Source organism: Pseudomonas sp. TE3552 (assembly GCF_056278945.1).
In genome coordinates, this window is the sequence record NZ_JBWBQJ010000001.1 from 2,172,750 (window position 1) to 2,186,393 (window position 13,644).

Annotated in this window: 13 protein-coding genes; 9 read left to right on the plus strand and 4 right to left on the minus strand. The window is 57.7% G+C overall.

Translation table 11 applies throughout. The annotated features are described in order from the left end of the window. Positions 1-2 precede the first annotated feature (2 nt). From ACZ9BB_RS09630 to ACZ9BB_RS09665, 8 genes are read left to right on the plus strand one after another with little or no spacing between them, the layout of a single operon-like run. Positions 3-824 carry an alpha/beta fold hydrolase gene (locus ACZ9BB_RS09630; RefSeq protein ID WP_476213561.1) on the plus strand — a complete coding sequence of 274 codons (822 nt, stop codon included), beginning with the start codon at positions 3-5 and terminating at the stop codon, positions 822-824. Beyond that, positions 808-1,794: a 3-oxoacyl-[acyl-carrier-protein] synthase III C-terminal domain-containing protein gene (locus ACZ9BB_RS09635; protein ID WP_476213562.1), complete on the plus strand. Its 987-nt coding sequence runs from the start codon at positions 808-810 to the stop codon at positions 1,792-1,794. The genes ACZ9BB_RS09630 and ACZ9BB_RS09635 overlap by 17 nt, the downstream gene beginning before the upstream one ends. 40 nt (positions 1,795-1,834) lie before the next feature. Then, positions 1,835-2,953 (plus strand): acyl-CoA dehydrogenase family protein, encoded by a 1,119-nt coding sequence (locus tag ACZ9BB_RS09640; protein ID WP_476213563.1) that lies wholly within the window; start codon positions 1,835-1,837, stop codon positions 2,951-2,953. Further along, positions 2,950-3,804: a hypothetical protein gene (locus ACZ9BB_RS09645; RefSeq protein WP_476213564.1), complete on the plus strand. Its 855-nt coding sequence runs from the start codon at positions 2,950-2,952 to the stop codon at positions 3,802-3,804. The genes ACZ9BB_RS09640 and ACZ9BB_RS09645 overlap by 4 nt, the downstream gene beginning before the upstream one ends. Then, positions 3,801-4,748: a beta-ketoacyl-[acyl-carrier-protein] synthase family protein gene (locus ACZ9BB_RS09650; protein ID WP_476213565.1), complete on the plus strand. Its 948-nt coding sequence runs from the start codon at positions 3,801-3,803 to the stop codon at positions 4,746-4,748. The genes ACZ9BB_RS09645 and ACZ9BB_RS09650 overlap by 4 nt, the downstream gene beginning before the upstream one ends. Continuing rightward, positions 4,738-6,045, plus strand: a complete 1,308-nt coding sequence (locus tag ACZ9BB_RS09655) for a cytochrome P450 (RefSeq protein ID WP_476213566.1) — start codon at positions 4,738-4,740, stop codon at positions 6,043-6,045. Before ACZ9BB_RS09650 ends, ACZ9BB_RS09655 begins: the two co-directional genes overlap by 11 nt. Beyond that, a complete protein-coding gene (locus ACZ9BB_RS09660) occupies positions 6,029-7,099 on the plus strand; it encodes a MupA/Atu3671 family FMN-dependent luciferase-like monooxygenase (protein ID WP_476213567.1) in 1,071 nt (356 codons plus the stop codon). Before ACZ9BB_RS09655 ends, ACZ9BB_RS09660 begins: the two co-directional genes overlap by 17 nt. Positions 7,100-7,113: 14 nt before the next feature. After that, positions 7,114-7,779 (plus strand): GIN domain-containing protein, encoded by a 666-nt coding sequence (locus ACZ9BB_RS09665; protein WP_476213568.1) that lies wholly within the window; start codon positions 7,114-7,116, stop codon positions 7,777-7,779. Here ACZ9BB_RS09665 and ACZ9BB_RS09670 read toward each other — a convergent pair. Together ACZ9BB_RS09670 and ACZ9BB_RS09675 are read right to left on the minus strand one after the other, a co-directional pair. Further along, positions 7,716-8,492: a 4'-phosphopantetheinyl transferase family protein gene (locus ACZ9BB_RS09670; RefSeq protein WP_476213569.1), complete on the minus strand. Its 777-nt coding sequence runs from the start codon at positions 8,490-8,492 to the stop codon at positions 7,716-7,718. The genes ACZ9BB_RS09665 and ACZ9BB_RS09670 overlap by 64 nt on opposite strands. Next, complete coding sequence (locus ACZ9BB_RS09675; protein ID WP_476213570.1) at positions 8,437-9,411, minus strand: sensor histidine kinase; 975 nt, start codon at positions 9,409-9,411, stop codon at positions 8,437-8,439. The genes ACZ9BB_RS09670 and ACZ9BB_RS09675 overlap by 56 nt, the downstream gene beginning before the upstream one ends. Here ACZ9BB_RS09675 and ACZ9BB_RS09680 point away from each other — a divergent pair. Further along, positions 9,394-9,735: a hypothetical protein gene (locus tag ACZ9BB_RS09680; RefSeq protein ID WP_476213571.1), complete on the plus strand. Its 342-nt coding sequence runs from the start codon at positions 9,394-9,396 to the stop codon at positions 9,733-9,735. The two genes, ACZ9BB_RS09675 and ACZ9BB_RS09680, sit on opposite strands and share 18 nt — an antisense overlap. Before the next feature lie 19 nt (positions 9,736-9,754). On the opposite strand, the gene ACZ9BB_RS09685 is transcribed toward ACZ9BB_RS09680, so the two are convergent. Both ACZ9BB_RS09685 and ACZ9BB_RS09690 read right to left on the minus strand, forming a co-directional pair. Continuing rightward, a complete protein-coding gene (locus ACZ9BB_RS09685) occupies positions 9,755-11,167 on the minus strand; it encodes a sigma-54-dependent transcriptional regulator (protein ID WP_476213572.1) in 1,413 nt (470 codons plus the stop codon). A gap of 47 nt (positions 11,168-11,214) precedes the next feature. Next, complete coding sequence (locus ACZ9BB_RS09690) at positions 11,215-13,644, minus strand: ABC transporter permease (RefSeq protein ID WP_476213573.1); 2,430 nt, start codon at positions 13,642-13,644, stop codon at positions 11,215-11,217.

Consider the following 13,644-nt stretch of genomic DNA (forward strand, 5'->3'; position numbering starts at 1 on the left):
CAATGGATACCCAGTTTGCTTCACTGATCGAGCGCCTGGCCAAACCCACCCCGCTGCCGATGCGTCCGGCTGAGTCGCGACAGCTGGCGACCATGAAGACCGAGGTGGTCACCTGCGGCGAATACCGCAGCCGGGTGCTGATAGAGGAAAACCACGACCCACAGGCCAAAAGCGCGCTGTTGCTGCACGGCTGGGGTGGTCATCCGATGATGATGTCTGACCTGCAAGCAGTGCTGCAGGCCCAGGGATACACGGTCTACACACCCTTCCTGCTGGGCCATGACCCCCACGCGCCGGCCAATTGCGATTTGCCCGGTCAGTGCTCGTTACTGTTGGCAATGCAGACCCGATACGGTCCGTTCGATACCGTGGTTGCCCATTCGGCCGGCGGGATCATCACGGCGATGGCCCACTGGCAGGGTTTTATCCTCAACCGCGTGGCGCTGCTTTCAGCCCCGGCTTCACTGTCGAGCCTGTTGCAGCATTACCTGGCGTTGCTCAAGGCAGACGAACATTACCTGCCACTGCTCGGTAGCTATTACCAAAACCGCTACCCCATGCCCGCCGACTTGCAGACCGCACACCCGTACACCTTCCGCGGGGCGCGCGCACTCATCTTGCACGGCACGCAAGACCAAAGAATCAACCCTGCCGACGCCAGGCAAATCCATGCTCAGTTGCCCGATAGCCAGCTGCATATCATCGAAAATACTGGCCACCTGGGGATTCTCTCGCATCAGCGTACCCAGCAGGCGCTGGCCGGGTTTCTCGGCGCGAAAAACGCCGACCATGAAAAAGGGAACACCCATGTTGGGGCATATTGAATCCATCACCATTCACATTCCCGAGCAGCGCAAGTCACTGGCCGAGGTCGGCCTCACTCTTGGTTTGACCGCGCTGGATGTCAGGATGTTTTCACGCTTCTACGGCCTGGAGAGCTTCCCCCGTCATCCCGGCACGGTGGATGACCTGATGCGCCAGCTCCTGGAACAATTCGTCGCCACTCATCCTGACGTCGTCGCGCGCATCCGGCATGTGGTGCATGCGCATACCGTGCCGACCCTGCGACCGTTTCACGAGACCGGCAGGGCCGTGCTCGACGCATGCGGGTTTGCCCATGACACCGAGTACGGCAGCCTGACGATGGGCCACTGTGCGACCTCGTTGTCGGGCGTGGAGTATCTGTGCAGCCGCCTCAAGGACGGGGAATACGCCCTGCTGCTGATCGGCGAAAAAGCCTTCCACCCGAAGGTAGAGTTGCTGGATGACACCACCATCATGGGCGAAGCCGGCTGTGCCGTGCTGCTCGGTCGGTCGGGAGACCGCGCCAGGGTCATTGCCCGGCACAGCGAGCAGGCCGGCCAGTTCAGTCAACACAAGGGGAATGAGCCGAGAACCAACCCGGAATTCGCCGATGCCTATTTCGCGTTTGTCAGCAATGCCATGCGCGGTGCAGCGCAGCATTTCGACTGCGCCCTGGACGCTCTGGACTGGATAGCCCCACACAATGTCAACCTGTCGTCCTGGCAGAAAATCGCCGATGCACTCGCCATCCCCCGCACAAAGGTTTTTTTGCAGAATGTTCCCCGCTATGGCCATTGTTTCGGTGCGGACCCCTACCTCAATCTGGCCGCACTCATTCGTGGGCAACAGCTTGCTCCCGGCGCCAAAGTGATGCTGGTCAGCGTCGGCATGGGTGCCACCTTTTCCTCGCTGTTGCTTGAGTTACCTGCAGGCAATGAAATCCCGGTCTTTTGCAACCTCAAGCAATACCCGGATATGAGGCCGAATTAAGTTAACGCCTGGTTCTTCTTCTACGCGAACGCAACCACCTATGAGCGATATCACCCGCCGCTACCCACAACTTTACGCGCTGTCAGAGCGATTTCTTGCCGCCGGACAGCTCGAGGAAAACAACCTCCAACTGGCGATCGCCTGTCTGGATGACCCGGAGCTCAGAAGCCTCGCCTGTATCGGCATACCTTCACGGTTCAACCCCTGGGAAACGCCGGCATTTTCCAATGTCAGCTATCCCCGGCACTTGCAAATCATCGAGTACCTGAGCCGAACGGACGCCAGCGTCATGATGCTGTTGCCGGGTGCATCCCTCAGTACGCGGGCCATCCTTACCCTGGGCAATGAACAGCAGCAGACGCGTTTTTTTGCCTGCTTTGCCGAACGCCCGGCCTGGACATTCTTTGCCGTCACGGAGCCCGAAATAGGTTCAGATGCCGGGGCTATCTCTACTGAGCTCACGCACAGTGAACAGGGCTGGCGGCTCAACGGCACCAAAAAGCTGATCGGGGGCGCCATGCTGGCAAGCGCCGGCCTTGTGTTTGCGCGCTATCAACAAAGCCAGCGATTGGTCATGGTGTTTCCTGATGAAGCCGAGCCTGCCTTGTTGCGTGAGCCACTGGGCACCGTCGGTTTGGCGGGTGCCGGTTTAACGCGCTTGACGTTCAAGGATTATCGCGTCCAGGAAGACGACATCCTGGGGCACGAGCGCCGCGAACTCCTGCAGGGGCTCAATTCCTTGAGCCTGGTATTCGAGCGTCATCGGCCAATGGTGGCAGCCATGGCGCTGGGCACCACATTTGGCCTGCTTACCGCCCTCGACACCCGTCCCTTGCCGATCATGGCACGGCGCTCGGTCGCGCGGCTGTGGCGAAAATATCATGTGATCTACCAACAAATGCTGACCGTGGCAGAAGGCTACAGCAACGGCCAGCATCAGCATGCCCTCACCAGCCAGCTCAAGCGTAATGCCACCCGCCTGGTCGAGGAAGCCGCATGCCACCTGCCCCATTGGCTCAACCACGACGACTGGCTGGAAGATCGCTTGCTGCGCAAGCGCTATCGCGACAGCTTCGCGTTCGAGTACATGGAGGGCACCAGCAACATCCACCTGCTCAATAGCTTCCGTCCGCCCGCAACCCAAGGGACCAGCCTGTGACACTCTGCCTCGATCCTGCCGATATCGTGTTCCAGTCGTTTCACCATACTGATCCGGCCATGCCCGAGTCGGACCCCCATATCCCGCACTGGCGTTCTTATACGCAGCATTTCTTTCGAGCCAACGGTGAGACGCTCAGCCCGCAGGACGATCGGGCGCTGGCGTGGGTCACCAGCACGGAGCGCGCCTCCTTCAGCGACATGATCGCCGTGCTGTTGCCGCGGCTGGCCACCATCATCCAGCCTGCGCGGGTGAAAACCGTGCTGATGGCGCATTGGACGCCAGACCTGCACATGGGCAGTTCGGTGGTGAATGCCGCCATCCATCAATTGGGACTTTCCGCCTGCCTGGCATTGGCGATCAGCGATCGCGGACCGGACGCAGGTCTGTATGCGCTGGACGGCCTCAATGATTGCCTGGCCGGCAAAGACGAGGACGGACTTTTGCTGATTGCCGAGCAGAAAAACCTGATGTATTTCTCGCCGCTGATGGAGGCCCTGCAACCGGAAAACAATGCCTGCGTTTGCCTGTTCAACAAGCAGCAACGCGGCTTGCGCTACCGGGGTTTCAGGCGCGCGCGCCTTGCGCAATGGTCCAGCGAGTACCTTTCGCACGCCGTTGAGCAGTTGGGGTTGACCAGGGAGCGCCTGACCCTGATCGGCCCTGCCCGGCTACTGGAGGCCGCGCATGCCGGTGCCCGCTCGTTTGCCGTCAACCCGAAGTTGCTGTGCGCGGCCCCTTTCGTTGCGCTGCGCACCTTCTGGGAGCCGCAACGTGACTATCTGCTGATCAGCGAAAATGATAACGGGATCAGCCTGTGCGGGTTCGCAGCCGAAGAGGGTCCACGATGAACATTGCTTCTCTGGCCACTTATATTCCATCTGCCCGCGTGTCCCTCGACGAGGTTGTCGCGCATCGCGGCGGCAATCCGTCAGAAGCCCGAACATTTGGCCAACTGTTCGGCATGCGGGAGGCATCGACCCTGGCGAATGAAGAAAGCGCCGAAGGCTGTTTTCATGACTTGCTGCAGCAACTGGGTGACAGCCTGGATGAAGGGGAGAAGATTGATGCGGTCATCATGATCCAGGGCTTGCCCTCTCCCTCCTTGCGCCAAAGCGTCAACCTGCCATCCCTGCGGCAGCGGTCAAACTTTATCGCCGCGGATGCACCGCTGCTGACCCTCAACCAGCAAAACTGCGCCACCCTGTTCTGGGGGTTGCGGCTGGCCGAACGGTTGCTAGCAAGCGGCAAGCACCGCTGCGTGGCGCTGCTGGCGGGCGACACGCTCGCCGACTTTGACCTGGCTGAGCGCTATATCCCGGGCTGCACAATGATTGCCGACGGCTTCGTGGCCGCCCTGCTCAAACCAGGTGGCGGTCAACGCAGGGTGTCGGGCATCCAGTGCTTTTATCACCCCGGATTCTGGCAAGGCCTGGACGGTACTCGCGAGGACACCAAACGCTTCTATCAGTCCCACAACCATCTGGTCGAGCATGCCCTGTCGTCCTATCCCGAAGACGTGCGCAAGCGTGCCTGGCTGCTGCCGCACAATATCAACCGCCTCAGTTGGCAAACCTGGCTACGCCATCCAGAAAACCGCGACCGATCGGTCGCCACCGACCTGCTGAGCCAATGCGGGCACTGTTATACCGCGGACCCTCTGTTACTGCTCGACCGCTACGCCCCTCAGGATACTGGCCGCCCCGCCCTGCTGCTGTCGGTGGGCCTGGGCGGCTGGGTAGGTTGCGCCGCCATTACCTCAGACGCCTTACCGGAGGCAGTCGATGCTCAATAACTCCAATGCTATTGCGGTCGTCAAGCCGACCGCAGCCAAGTTTGCGCAGCTGGGCTTTCTGAAAATTGCTGAAAGTGCCGTTCGCCAGCACGGGGACAAGGTCTGGATCGGTGAGGAAAAGGATGAAGTGCTGCTGCTGGCGGGCGCTCGACATATCCGTTTTTTCCTTGAGAACGAAAGCAGCTTTCACAAGGAACTCGACAATGGTCATTCAGCCAGGCGGGTACTGCTGGGCCAGTCGCTGATCACGGCAAGGGAAGGTGATGAATGGCACCTGGCCAGAAAGCTGACTGCACCGCTGGTCAATCCCAAATCAGCGTTGCTCAAACAAGGCACCCAACACTCCGCTCAGTGGCTGGTGGACACTCTCCAGGACCCGGAGAAAGATTCCATGCAGGAGATCTGCCTGCAATGGGCGCTGATGTGCGTCGCGCAAGGGTTCGTCGGCTCCACGCTCAGTCCTCTGCAGCTGGATAGCCTGATCAATCACTTTCGCCGGATCTACCTGCAACTGATTGTCGATGAGCCGACCGCGGATTATGCCGCGTTATGCCAACACCCGGCCCTGACCGCGTTTCGCGAGGAACTTGAGGCAATGATCGGGCCGTTGATTACTGGCGACGGCGGCGGGAACGTCGACATGCTGCAACGCTTTTGCCAGGCGCTCGATATCAAGGCCAATCCGCAGGAACGGGAACGGGCGATCAGCATGTTGCTGGGCAATTTGGTCGCCAGCGTGGATAACACCGGTATCGCGCTGCTGTGGTGCCTGACCCACCTGTCACAACACCCGCATTACCAGAACCAGGTGCGTGAAGAGGCCCGCCACGGGACGCGCGACATGGCCAGCGCCATCGTCAAGGAATCGCTGCGCATGACCCCGGTCACGGCGTTTTTCGAGCGCGGCACCCTGGCCCCGCTGGAGATTGACGGCGTCAGCGTGCCGGCCGGAACCAAAGTGCTGTTTTCACCCTGGCTGGTCCATCGCAATGCGGCTTATTGGTCCGAGCCCCTGAGTTTCAGGCCAGAACGTTTTCTTGAAGGCCGGAAAATTGCACGGGAGCACTTTGTGCCCTTCAGCGTGGGTAAACGCAACTGCGTAGGCATGGCGCTCGCACTGGACCAACTCACTACGGCCATTGAAACACTGTGCAGCCATTGCCACTTCGCCCTGGCACCATCGACCCCGCCCGCCGCGCTCACGCCGCTTTATGGGCTGAATGTGATGCCCAGAGGCGCTATCTGTTTCACCATCGAATCCGTGGACAGGGTCACTGCGCATGAATGCATCGCCTAACCTGGCGGGAGATGCCATCCCGCAACTCAGCGTGTTTTGTTTTTCGGACGTGGCCCGCGACAGCTTTGCAGAAAAGTATGAACAGTTGCTGAGCACCGCCAGGCTGGCGGATGAGCTCAACTTTCATGCTATCTGGACGCCTGAACGACACTTCCACACTTTTGGTGGGATGTTTCCTAATCCCTCCGTCGTCAGCGCCGCGCTGGCCGCCAGTACACAGCGTATCGCGATCCGTGCAGGCAGCGTGGTGCTCCCCTTGCATGATCCGCTGCGCGTTGCTGAAGAGTGGGCGCTGGTGGATAACCTCTCTCGCGGCCGGGTCGGCGTAGCGTTTTCTGCGGGCTGGCAACGTAATGATTTTGTGCTCAAGGCGCAAAACTACCGTCAGCGTCATGAGGTCCTCTTCTCCTCTTTGGAGCAGATTCAGTCGCTGTGGCGCGGCGAGTCCGTGACGCGTCACGAACTGTCCCTGCCGGGACATCCGGAACCGGTCACGTTGCAAACCTGGCCGCCCGCCTATCAAGCCGCCATTCCGGTTTGGGTCACGACGGGGAGCAATCCCTTGTTATTCAGCGAGGCGGGAAAACGCGGCCTGAATGTGCTGACGCACCTGATTGCACAAACCCGTGAACAGCTGCAGGAAAACTGCGCCAGCTATCGCCTTGCACGCCAGGATGCCGGGCTGGATCCTGCGGCCGGCAAGGTCACGCTGATGATGCATACCCAGGCCGGAGAGGATCGGGAAGCGCTGTTGCCACGTCTGCGACCGGCCCTCACGGGTTACTTGCGCGCGTTTATGCAGCTCTCTGACAACCTCAATGAACCTTCTGCGCTTGATCAGGAGAGCACTGATAAAAAGCAGGCCTACGCACTCAAATGGGGAGTGGAAAAGTACCTCAACCACTACGGTTTGTTTGGCTCCGCCGCAGAGTGCCTCGAGCAGCTGAAACAGCTCAAGCGTGAGGGCATCGATGAAGTGGCGGGGCTGGTAGACTTTGGCATGCCGCAGGACAGTGTAGAAGCAACGCTACGTACACTCGCGACATTACTGTGAAAAAAGGAGGTTGTATGAACAACAGGAACACGATGAAGCTGATGCTTGCGCTGCTGGCCGGCACGACCAGTTACGCTGCACTGGCCGCAGAAAAAACCTTTCCGCTGACCGCCTTCAGCAGCGTCGAAGTCCGGCAGGGCATCAACCTGTCGATCAAATGCGCTGCAACGTCATCAATGGTGGTCTCAGGCTCTGCCGATACGCTGAACAAGCTCCAGGTGACGACAAACAATAAAGCATTATTGCTCGTGAATGAGGCAGCGGAAAATGATCGCTTCGTCTCCCGTTCGCTGGATATCACGCTGTATACCAGCGCGCCACTGACGGGGCTGACAGGAAAGGCAGGGGTAAAAATCGCGGCACCTGCGTGTGCCGTCGATCAATCCAGACTGGCGGTTGCCGGCAGCATGGGTACAGATATCCAGATCGAGGGCAAGACGGGTGAGCTGGTGCTTGACCTGTCAATGGGCGGCACTTTTAACAAAAAACCGCTGCCCTTCACTGCGGATGTGGCGAATGTGCGCATGAGCATGGGAGCAGAGTCATCCCTGTGCCACATTCCCCGGATCAACGGCAGCCTGTCTGCCGGCGCACGGATGTCTGTCAGCCCATCGGCTCAGGTCGATACTGGCGCCACGGGCTCTTTCGCCAGCGAAATTTCAACTTCTGATTGTTCGTAAACGGCAGGGGTGAACAGGCGACTCTCAGTTTGATGGTAACTTAGCTGCCATTGAACTGACGGTTGCTGCGAGCCAAGGATCGCACCATAAGCCAGACAAAAACGCCCCTCCCCTTGCACTTGGCAATAATGAATCTGCCCAATACTGACCGGGGGGGCGACCATGACTTGCGCCACCCCGCTCGCGCCCGCCTGTGGAATGACGCAAAAACTGCCAAGCGGTTGAGTCAGCCCCGTACCCCGGGCCTTCAGCCAGGCTTCCTTCATACTCCAGAGCTGCGTAAAGCGAGTGAGGTAGTTGGCTTCGTCAAGCGCCAGCCAGCGTTGCTCATCCGCGTGGAAAAAGCGCTGGGCTATGGCTTTTTTTACCGCAACCTTTCCGCTGATTTGTTCCAGATCAACCCCGACCTCATACTCCCGGCACAGGGCGATGGCGGCCGAATGAGCGCTGTGGCTCAAGTTGAAGCGCAGCCAGGTGTACTCCGGCAGCCAAGGTTTACCGGCAGAGGTTCTGGCGATACGCACTTGATCAACCGGGATCGCCAAGTAGGCCGCCAGCACCTGATGCAACCAACGTTGCGCACGTTGGCGAACCGTCATTTCCGGCAGCGCATCGTTAAAGTGCTGCAGCAGGCAGACACCCCTGCCTTCGATCAACTCAGGCAGGGGATTGCAGCGGTAAATTGATGGTGACTTTGCAACCGGTCTGCTCATGGCGATTTTCCAGAGACAAGTAACCGCCGTGGCTTTCGGCAATTTGCCGGCACAGGATAAGGCCGATGCCGGTGCCATTGGGTTTGGTGGTATAGAAAGGCACGAACAGATTCTTCGGATTAGTCAGCCCCACTCCCCGATCAAGGATGGTGATCAGCAAGCGCCCCTTCTCCTCTGCCCACTCGATATCGATACTGTCGCTGCTGCTGCCCATCGACTCATCGGCATTCTTGATCAGGTTGATCAACAACTGATGGATCTGTACCCGGTCGAGGCTGGCCATCAACGGACGCGGCCCGTTCAGGGTAATCACACGGTGAGAGAACAGCAGCGGCAGCTCAGCCACCAGGGCAGTCAAATCCACGCGTTCCTTCAGCGCCGGCGCCAGTTTGCTCAACTGCCGGTAGCTGCTGATAAACGCGATCAGCTCTAGTGCACGCCGGTTAATCAGATCGATGCCCTCGGTAAAACCGGGGGGCAGGTTGTCAGAATGGTGCCGGTAGTGTTGTTGCAGCATTTGACTGATGGAGGCGATGGGGCTGAGGGAGTTGTTGATTTCGTGGCTTATCACACGCAACAAATCTTGCCAGGCTTTCTGCTCTTCCTGACGCAACATTTCGTCCACATCACTGACGAACAACAGCACATTCTGGACACCATCCACCATGTAGGTGTCACTGGTCACTTTGTACCGGCCCGGTCGCCCTTCATGATCGGACACGACGGGGTGCTCCGTGTTGGCATTGTGCAAAAGTTTATCCAGTTGCCAGGCGCTGGCTGTATCGCCAATCAACTTATCCAATGAGGTGCCCAACATGCGCGAGGCTGCGTTATTGCACCAGATCAGCCGATGACTGCCGTCCAGGGCATAGATGGCAACCGTGATGTTGGAGATCACTTTTTGCAGCAGGAAATCCATCTCCCGCTGCTGTTGGCGGTGGCGCGACAACTGGCTGGAAATGTCATTGATTTGCTCAATGACGCCCTCGAAAGCCCCCGCCCCGTTGGTTACCCCACGCAGGCTGAAATCTTCCTGCTCTACCGCTTCCAGCAAATTGGATATGACGTTGATTTTGTAAATCAACTGCTGAAAAAAGTGATAGCAGAAATAAACCATCGTTACACACAGCACAAACAGGGTGAAAAACTTAAGGTAAATGGACTGGTGCGGAAAAACCCAAAGCAGCAGGTAGGCAATAATTGCGCCTATCGGCGCCAGGCTGCACAGCAGCAGGTGACGTAGTTCAAAAGAATGAAAAAATTTACTCATGGCAGATCTTTAGTTTATCCAGCCGGCGATAAAAAGCGCTGCGGCTGAGCCCCAGCGATTCCGCGGCCTTGACCGCATTGCCGTCATACTGACGCAGGCGCTGTAACAGTAAGGTTTCTTCGGCTTCGGCCAGGGTGCACGCGTCGGTCAATCCTAAAGACAATTCGTTGACCGGACGCACTTCGCCCTGGGATGACACCGAAAACGGCAGGCAGAGGTCTTCCGGATCAATCACATTGGCGCGACACAGCAACACGGCGCGCTCCAACAGGTGGCTAAGCTCCCGGATATTCCCAGGCCATGAATAATCCAGCAGCCCCTGGCGTGCCTGCGGCAATAATACCGGCACGGGTTTGTTGTATTTACGCGCAAAACGTTTGAGGAAGCGCTCAGTCAGCGGCTCGATATCTTCCAGCCGTTCGCGAAGCGGCGGCAGCTGGATTTGAATCAGGTTCATGCGGTACAGCAGGTCCTGACGGAACCGCCCTTCTGCCACGGCCTTGTCCAGGTCGGAATTGGTGGCGGCGATGATCCTGCATTGAGTGGTCTGGGTACGCGAAGATCCGACGCGCTCAAACTGCCGCTCTTCCAGCACCCGTAACAGTTTCACTTGCTGTGTCAGGGGCAAGTTACCGATTTCATCGAGGAACAGCGTCCCCTTGTCCGCCAATTCAAAGCGGCCGATACGGTTCTCCCGCGCGTCGGTAAAGGCACCTTTTACGTGGCCAAACATCTCGCTTTCAAATAGCTGCTCGTTGATACACCCCATATTCACTTCGACGATACTGTGTTCGGAGCGCGAGGAAATCTGGTGGATATAACGCGCGAGCAGGCTTTTACCGGTGCCATTTTCTCCCAGGATCAGAACGCTGGTATCAGTCACCGCCACCTTTTCCACCAGGCTGATCAGGCGTTTCATCGCCGGTGAACGGACAACCCATTCGCTGTCCATATCATCTTCGAGCGCCAGTTTGAGCAGCTTGTTTTCTTCGCGCAGGCAATTGCCTGAGCGACGCGCCTGACTCATGGCAATCTGCTGCTGAACAATGTTCAGCAAACGCTCGTTATCCCAAGGCTTTTGAATAAAATCGGCCGCCCCCCCACGCATGGCGTTGACAATGAGGTCGACACTTCCCCACCCCGTCATCGCGACAGCCGGCAAGCAATCATCGAACTTCTTCATCTCGGCCAGCAACTGCAACCCTTCCATGCCGGACGTGGTGTCTTTCTGAAAGTTCATGTCCATCAATACCAGATCGACAGGTTTGGCGGACAAATGTGCAAGCAGGCGATCGGCCTGGGTTTCCAGGGTCACGTCGTACCCTTGCATGCGCAATAAGATATCGAGGCTGGTCAGGATTCCCGCGTCATCGTCTATCACGAGGATGTGTTTTTTATCGTTCATTTAAGCATCCAGCTTAGAGCGCCGTGCCCGGGGAGCACGGCGGTCGTTTATTCATAACGAATTGCGTCGGCGGGCGACATATTGGTTGCCCGTCGGGAAGGAAGCCAGACCGCCAGCGCCACAACCAGCGTAATCATCAGCGCTACCATCCAGAACAGGAGCACAAAAGGAGTGTTTCCGTTACCCAGAACGCGCGTCAGTTTGGGAGCAACAAAGAATGCCAGAGGCAAGCCGATGATAAGGCCGATCAATAACTGCTTGCCGCCCTGGATCATAAGCATACGTAACAAATTACTTTCAGTGGCTCCCATGGCCATCCGTAAGCCAATTTCCTGGGTACGCTGATTAATCAAGTTGCACATCACCGCATAAATACCCGTTGCAGCCAATATCATCGCCACCAGGCCGAACAACATGAAAAGATTGGCAATGAAATGCAAGCCGGCTGTATTACGGGCCAAGCGTTCATTCAACGTCTGGATCTGATTGACGGAGAGATTGCTGTCCACCTGACGGACCGCATTGATCAGGGCGGGCCCGACCGTTTCAGGATGCGGGGATCGCAGCACCAGCATCAATGAGGACGCGGGTTGCTGCTCCAGAGAGCGGTACACCGTGGCGCGGTGGCGGAATGCGCTGAAAGGCCGCCCATGAATAACGCTGGGCACCACGCCTGCTACGTTGTACCAGCGTTGGTCATCGGTATCGCGAAAACGCAGGCGCTTGCCAATCACATCACGCTCTCCCGGCCAGAACTGTTCGGCAAAGGACTGGCTGACGACGACCACCTGCTGTGAGTCCTGAGTATCGCCGTGGGTGAACTCCCTGCCCGCCATGGGGGTAATACCCATCGCCGACAGGCTACCCGGCATGACCTGCACATCATTGACCATCGGGTAAGACCAGCGCTCGTTCCTGTTGTTGGTCGACGAGTCTACATCCACCTGGCGCGGCACGGTGAACTGGCCCACGGCACTGGTGGTCAATGCTGCGCTTTCAACTCCGGGAATCGCAGCGGCAGCGTCCTGCAGGCGTTGGTAAAACAGGATACGGCTTGCATCATCAGGGTAATTGTTAGCGTTGAGGTGGATTTGCGCGGTCAGGTAGTTACTGGTGTCGACACCGTAATCAGCGCGGGTCGCCTGGTAGACCAATAATGCGAACAGCGCACTGATACACAGAATTGAGCAGGAAAGCCCCACTTCAAAGATAACCAGGATCCGCGAAACCCGACCTGCGCCGCGGCTCTGCGCACCACGGGTGCCATCACGCAGCACATCATTGAAATTGCCATGGACGATTTTCCAGGCCGGCAATGCACTGGTGAGCACAGCCGTGATGATCACCAGGACAAGGGCGTTGAGGACCAACACATTATCGAGTGACAGCTGCCACCAGAAAGGGATTTTATTGGGTACGAAACCAGGCAGTATCGTATTGGTTATCTCCAGCCCCCATGCAGCCAGCAGGATCGCCACGACACCGGACAGAAAGCAGATAAATAAGCTTTCCAGCATCATTTGCATGACCAGGCGGCCTGCGGGAGATCCCAGCGCGACCCGGATCGCGATCTCTTTGGAACGCTCAGTCGTTCTTGCCAGCAATAAATTTCCGACATTGCAGCAAGCCAGTAGCAGCACAAAACTGACGGCAAACAGCATGACGATAAAGATTGGCGTGGTCTCCTCACCCATAAAGTTTTCCTGGAACGTCAATACCTGAGCGGAAAGGCCTTTATTACTTTCCGGGTACTCCAGCGCCAGTGACTGCATCACTCTATTGAGGTCGCGGTTGGCATCCGCAAGGGTCACACCGGGCTTCAAACGCGCATACACCGACACTTCCGGAGCGCCCTTACGCTCCAGGTACTGCGAGGGTTCAAGCTGAGAAGGCAGCCACAGGTCATGGAAGAACGGGAAGGCAAAATTTTGCGGCATGATGCCGACGATGCGGGTGTGTATGCCGTTGATCCTGATATCGCGGCCAATGAGTTGCTCATCGGAAGCGAAGTAGTTTTGCCACATGGCATAGCTGATCACCGCGACAGGCTCAGCCCCTGACTGAACGTCCTCTTGATTCAGCACACGCCCTCGAAATGGCTGAACAGCTGCATAAGAGAACAGTTCCGAGGTGTTTCTGATGGCCATATAGGAAACAGCCTTGCTGCCATCACTGATATCCGCGCGCTCGGCGTAGAAATAGCCCATATCCTCAAACTGGGTAGAGCGCGCCTTTATATCGCTGTAGTCCATGAAGTTCAGCCCGGAATCACTCAGGCTGACGCCATTCACGGTCGGATTGACCAGCACCATGCTTTTTCCGTCCGGATAAGGAAGCGGAGTGAACATGATGGTGTTGATCACCGAAAACATATACAGGGTCAGTGCCAGTCCACAGGACATGATCAACACGGTAACAAAAGTGAAGCCGGGGCTTTTCAGGAGTAAACGCAAGGCATAGCGAATATCAAAAAGCAT

What these genes read in the sequence shown, in the direction of transcription:
- ACZ9BB_RS09630 (WP_476213561.1), top strand. Translation starts at nt 3, where the DNA reads ATGGATACCCAGTTTGCTTCACTGATCGAGCGCCTGGCCAAACCCACC.
- ACZ9BB_RS09635 (WP_476213562.1), top strand. Translation starts at nt 808, where the DNA reads ATGTTGGGGCATATTGAATCCATCACCATTCACATTCCCGAGCAGCGC.
- ACZ9BB_RS09640 (WP_476213563.1), top strand. Translation starts at nt 1,835, where the DNA reads ATGAGCGATATCACCCGCCGCTACCCACAACTTTACGCGCTGTCAGAG.
- ACZ9BB_RS09650 (WP_476213565.1), top strand. Translation starts at nt 3,801, where the DNA reads ATGAACATTGCTTCTCTGGCCACTTATATTCCATCTGCCCGCGTGTCC.
- ACZ9BB_RS09655 (WP_476213566.1), top strand. Translation starts at nt 4,738, where the DNA reads ATGCTCAATAACTCCAATGCTATTGCGGTCGTCAAGCCGACCGCAGCC.
- ACZ9BB_RS09660 (WP_476213567.1), top strand. Translation starts at nt 6,029, where the DNA reads ATGAATGCATCGCCTAACCTGGCGGGAGATGCCATCCCGCAACTCAGC.
- ACZ9BB_RS09665 (WP_476213568.1), top strand. Translation starts at nt 7,114, where the DNA reads ATGAACAACAGGAACACGATGAAGCTGATGCTTGCGCTGCTGGCCGGC.
- ACZ9BB_RS09670 (WP_476213569.1), bottom strand. Translation starts at nt 8,492, where the DNA reads ATGAGCAGACCGGTTGCAAAGTCACCATCAATTTACCGCTGCAATCCC.
- ACZ9BB_RS09675 (WP_476213570.1), bottom strand. Translation starts at nt 9,411, where the DNA reads ATGGATTTCCTGCTGCAAAAAGTGATCTCCAACATCACGGTTGCCATC.
- ACZ9BB_RS09685 (WP_476213572.1), bottom strand. Translation starts at nt 11,167, where the DNA reads ATGAACGATAAAAAACACATCCTCGTGATAGACGATGACGCGGGAATC.
- ACZ9BB_RS09690 (WP_476213573.1), bottom strand. Translation starts at nt 13,644, where the DNA reads ATGCTTTTTGATATTCGCTATGCCTTGCGTTTACTCCTGAAAAGCCCC.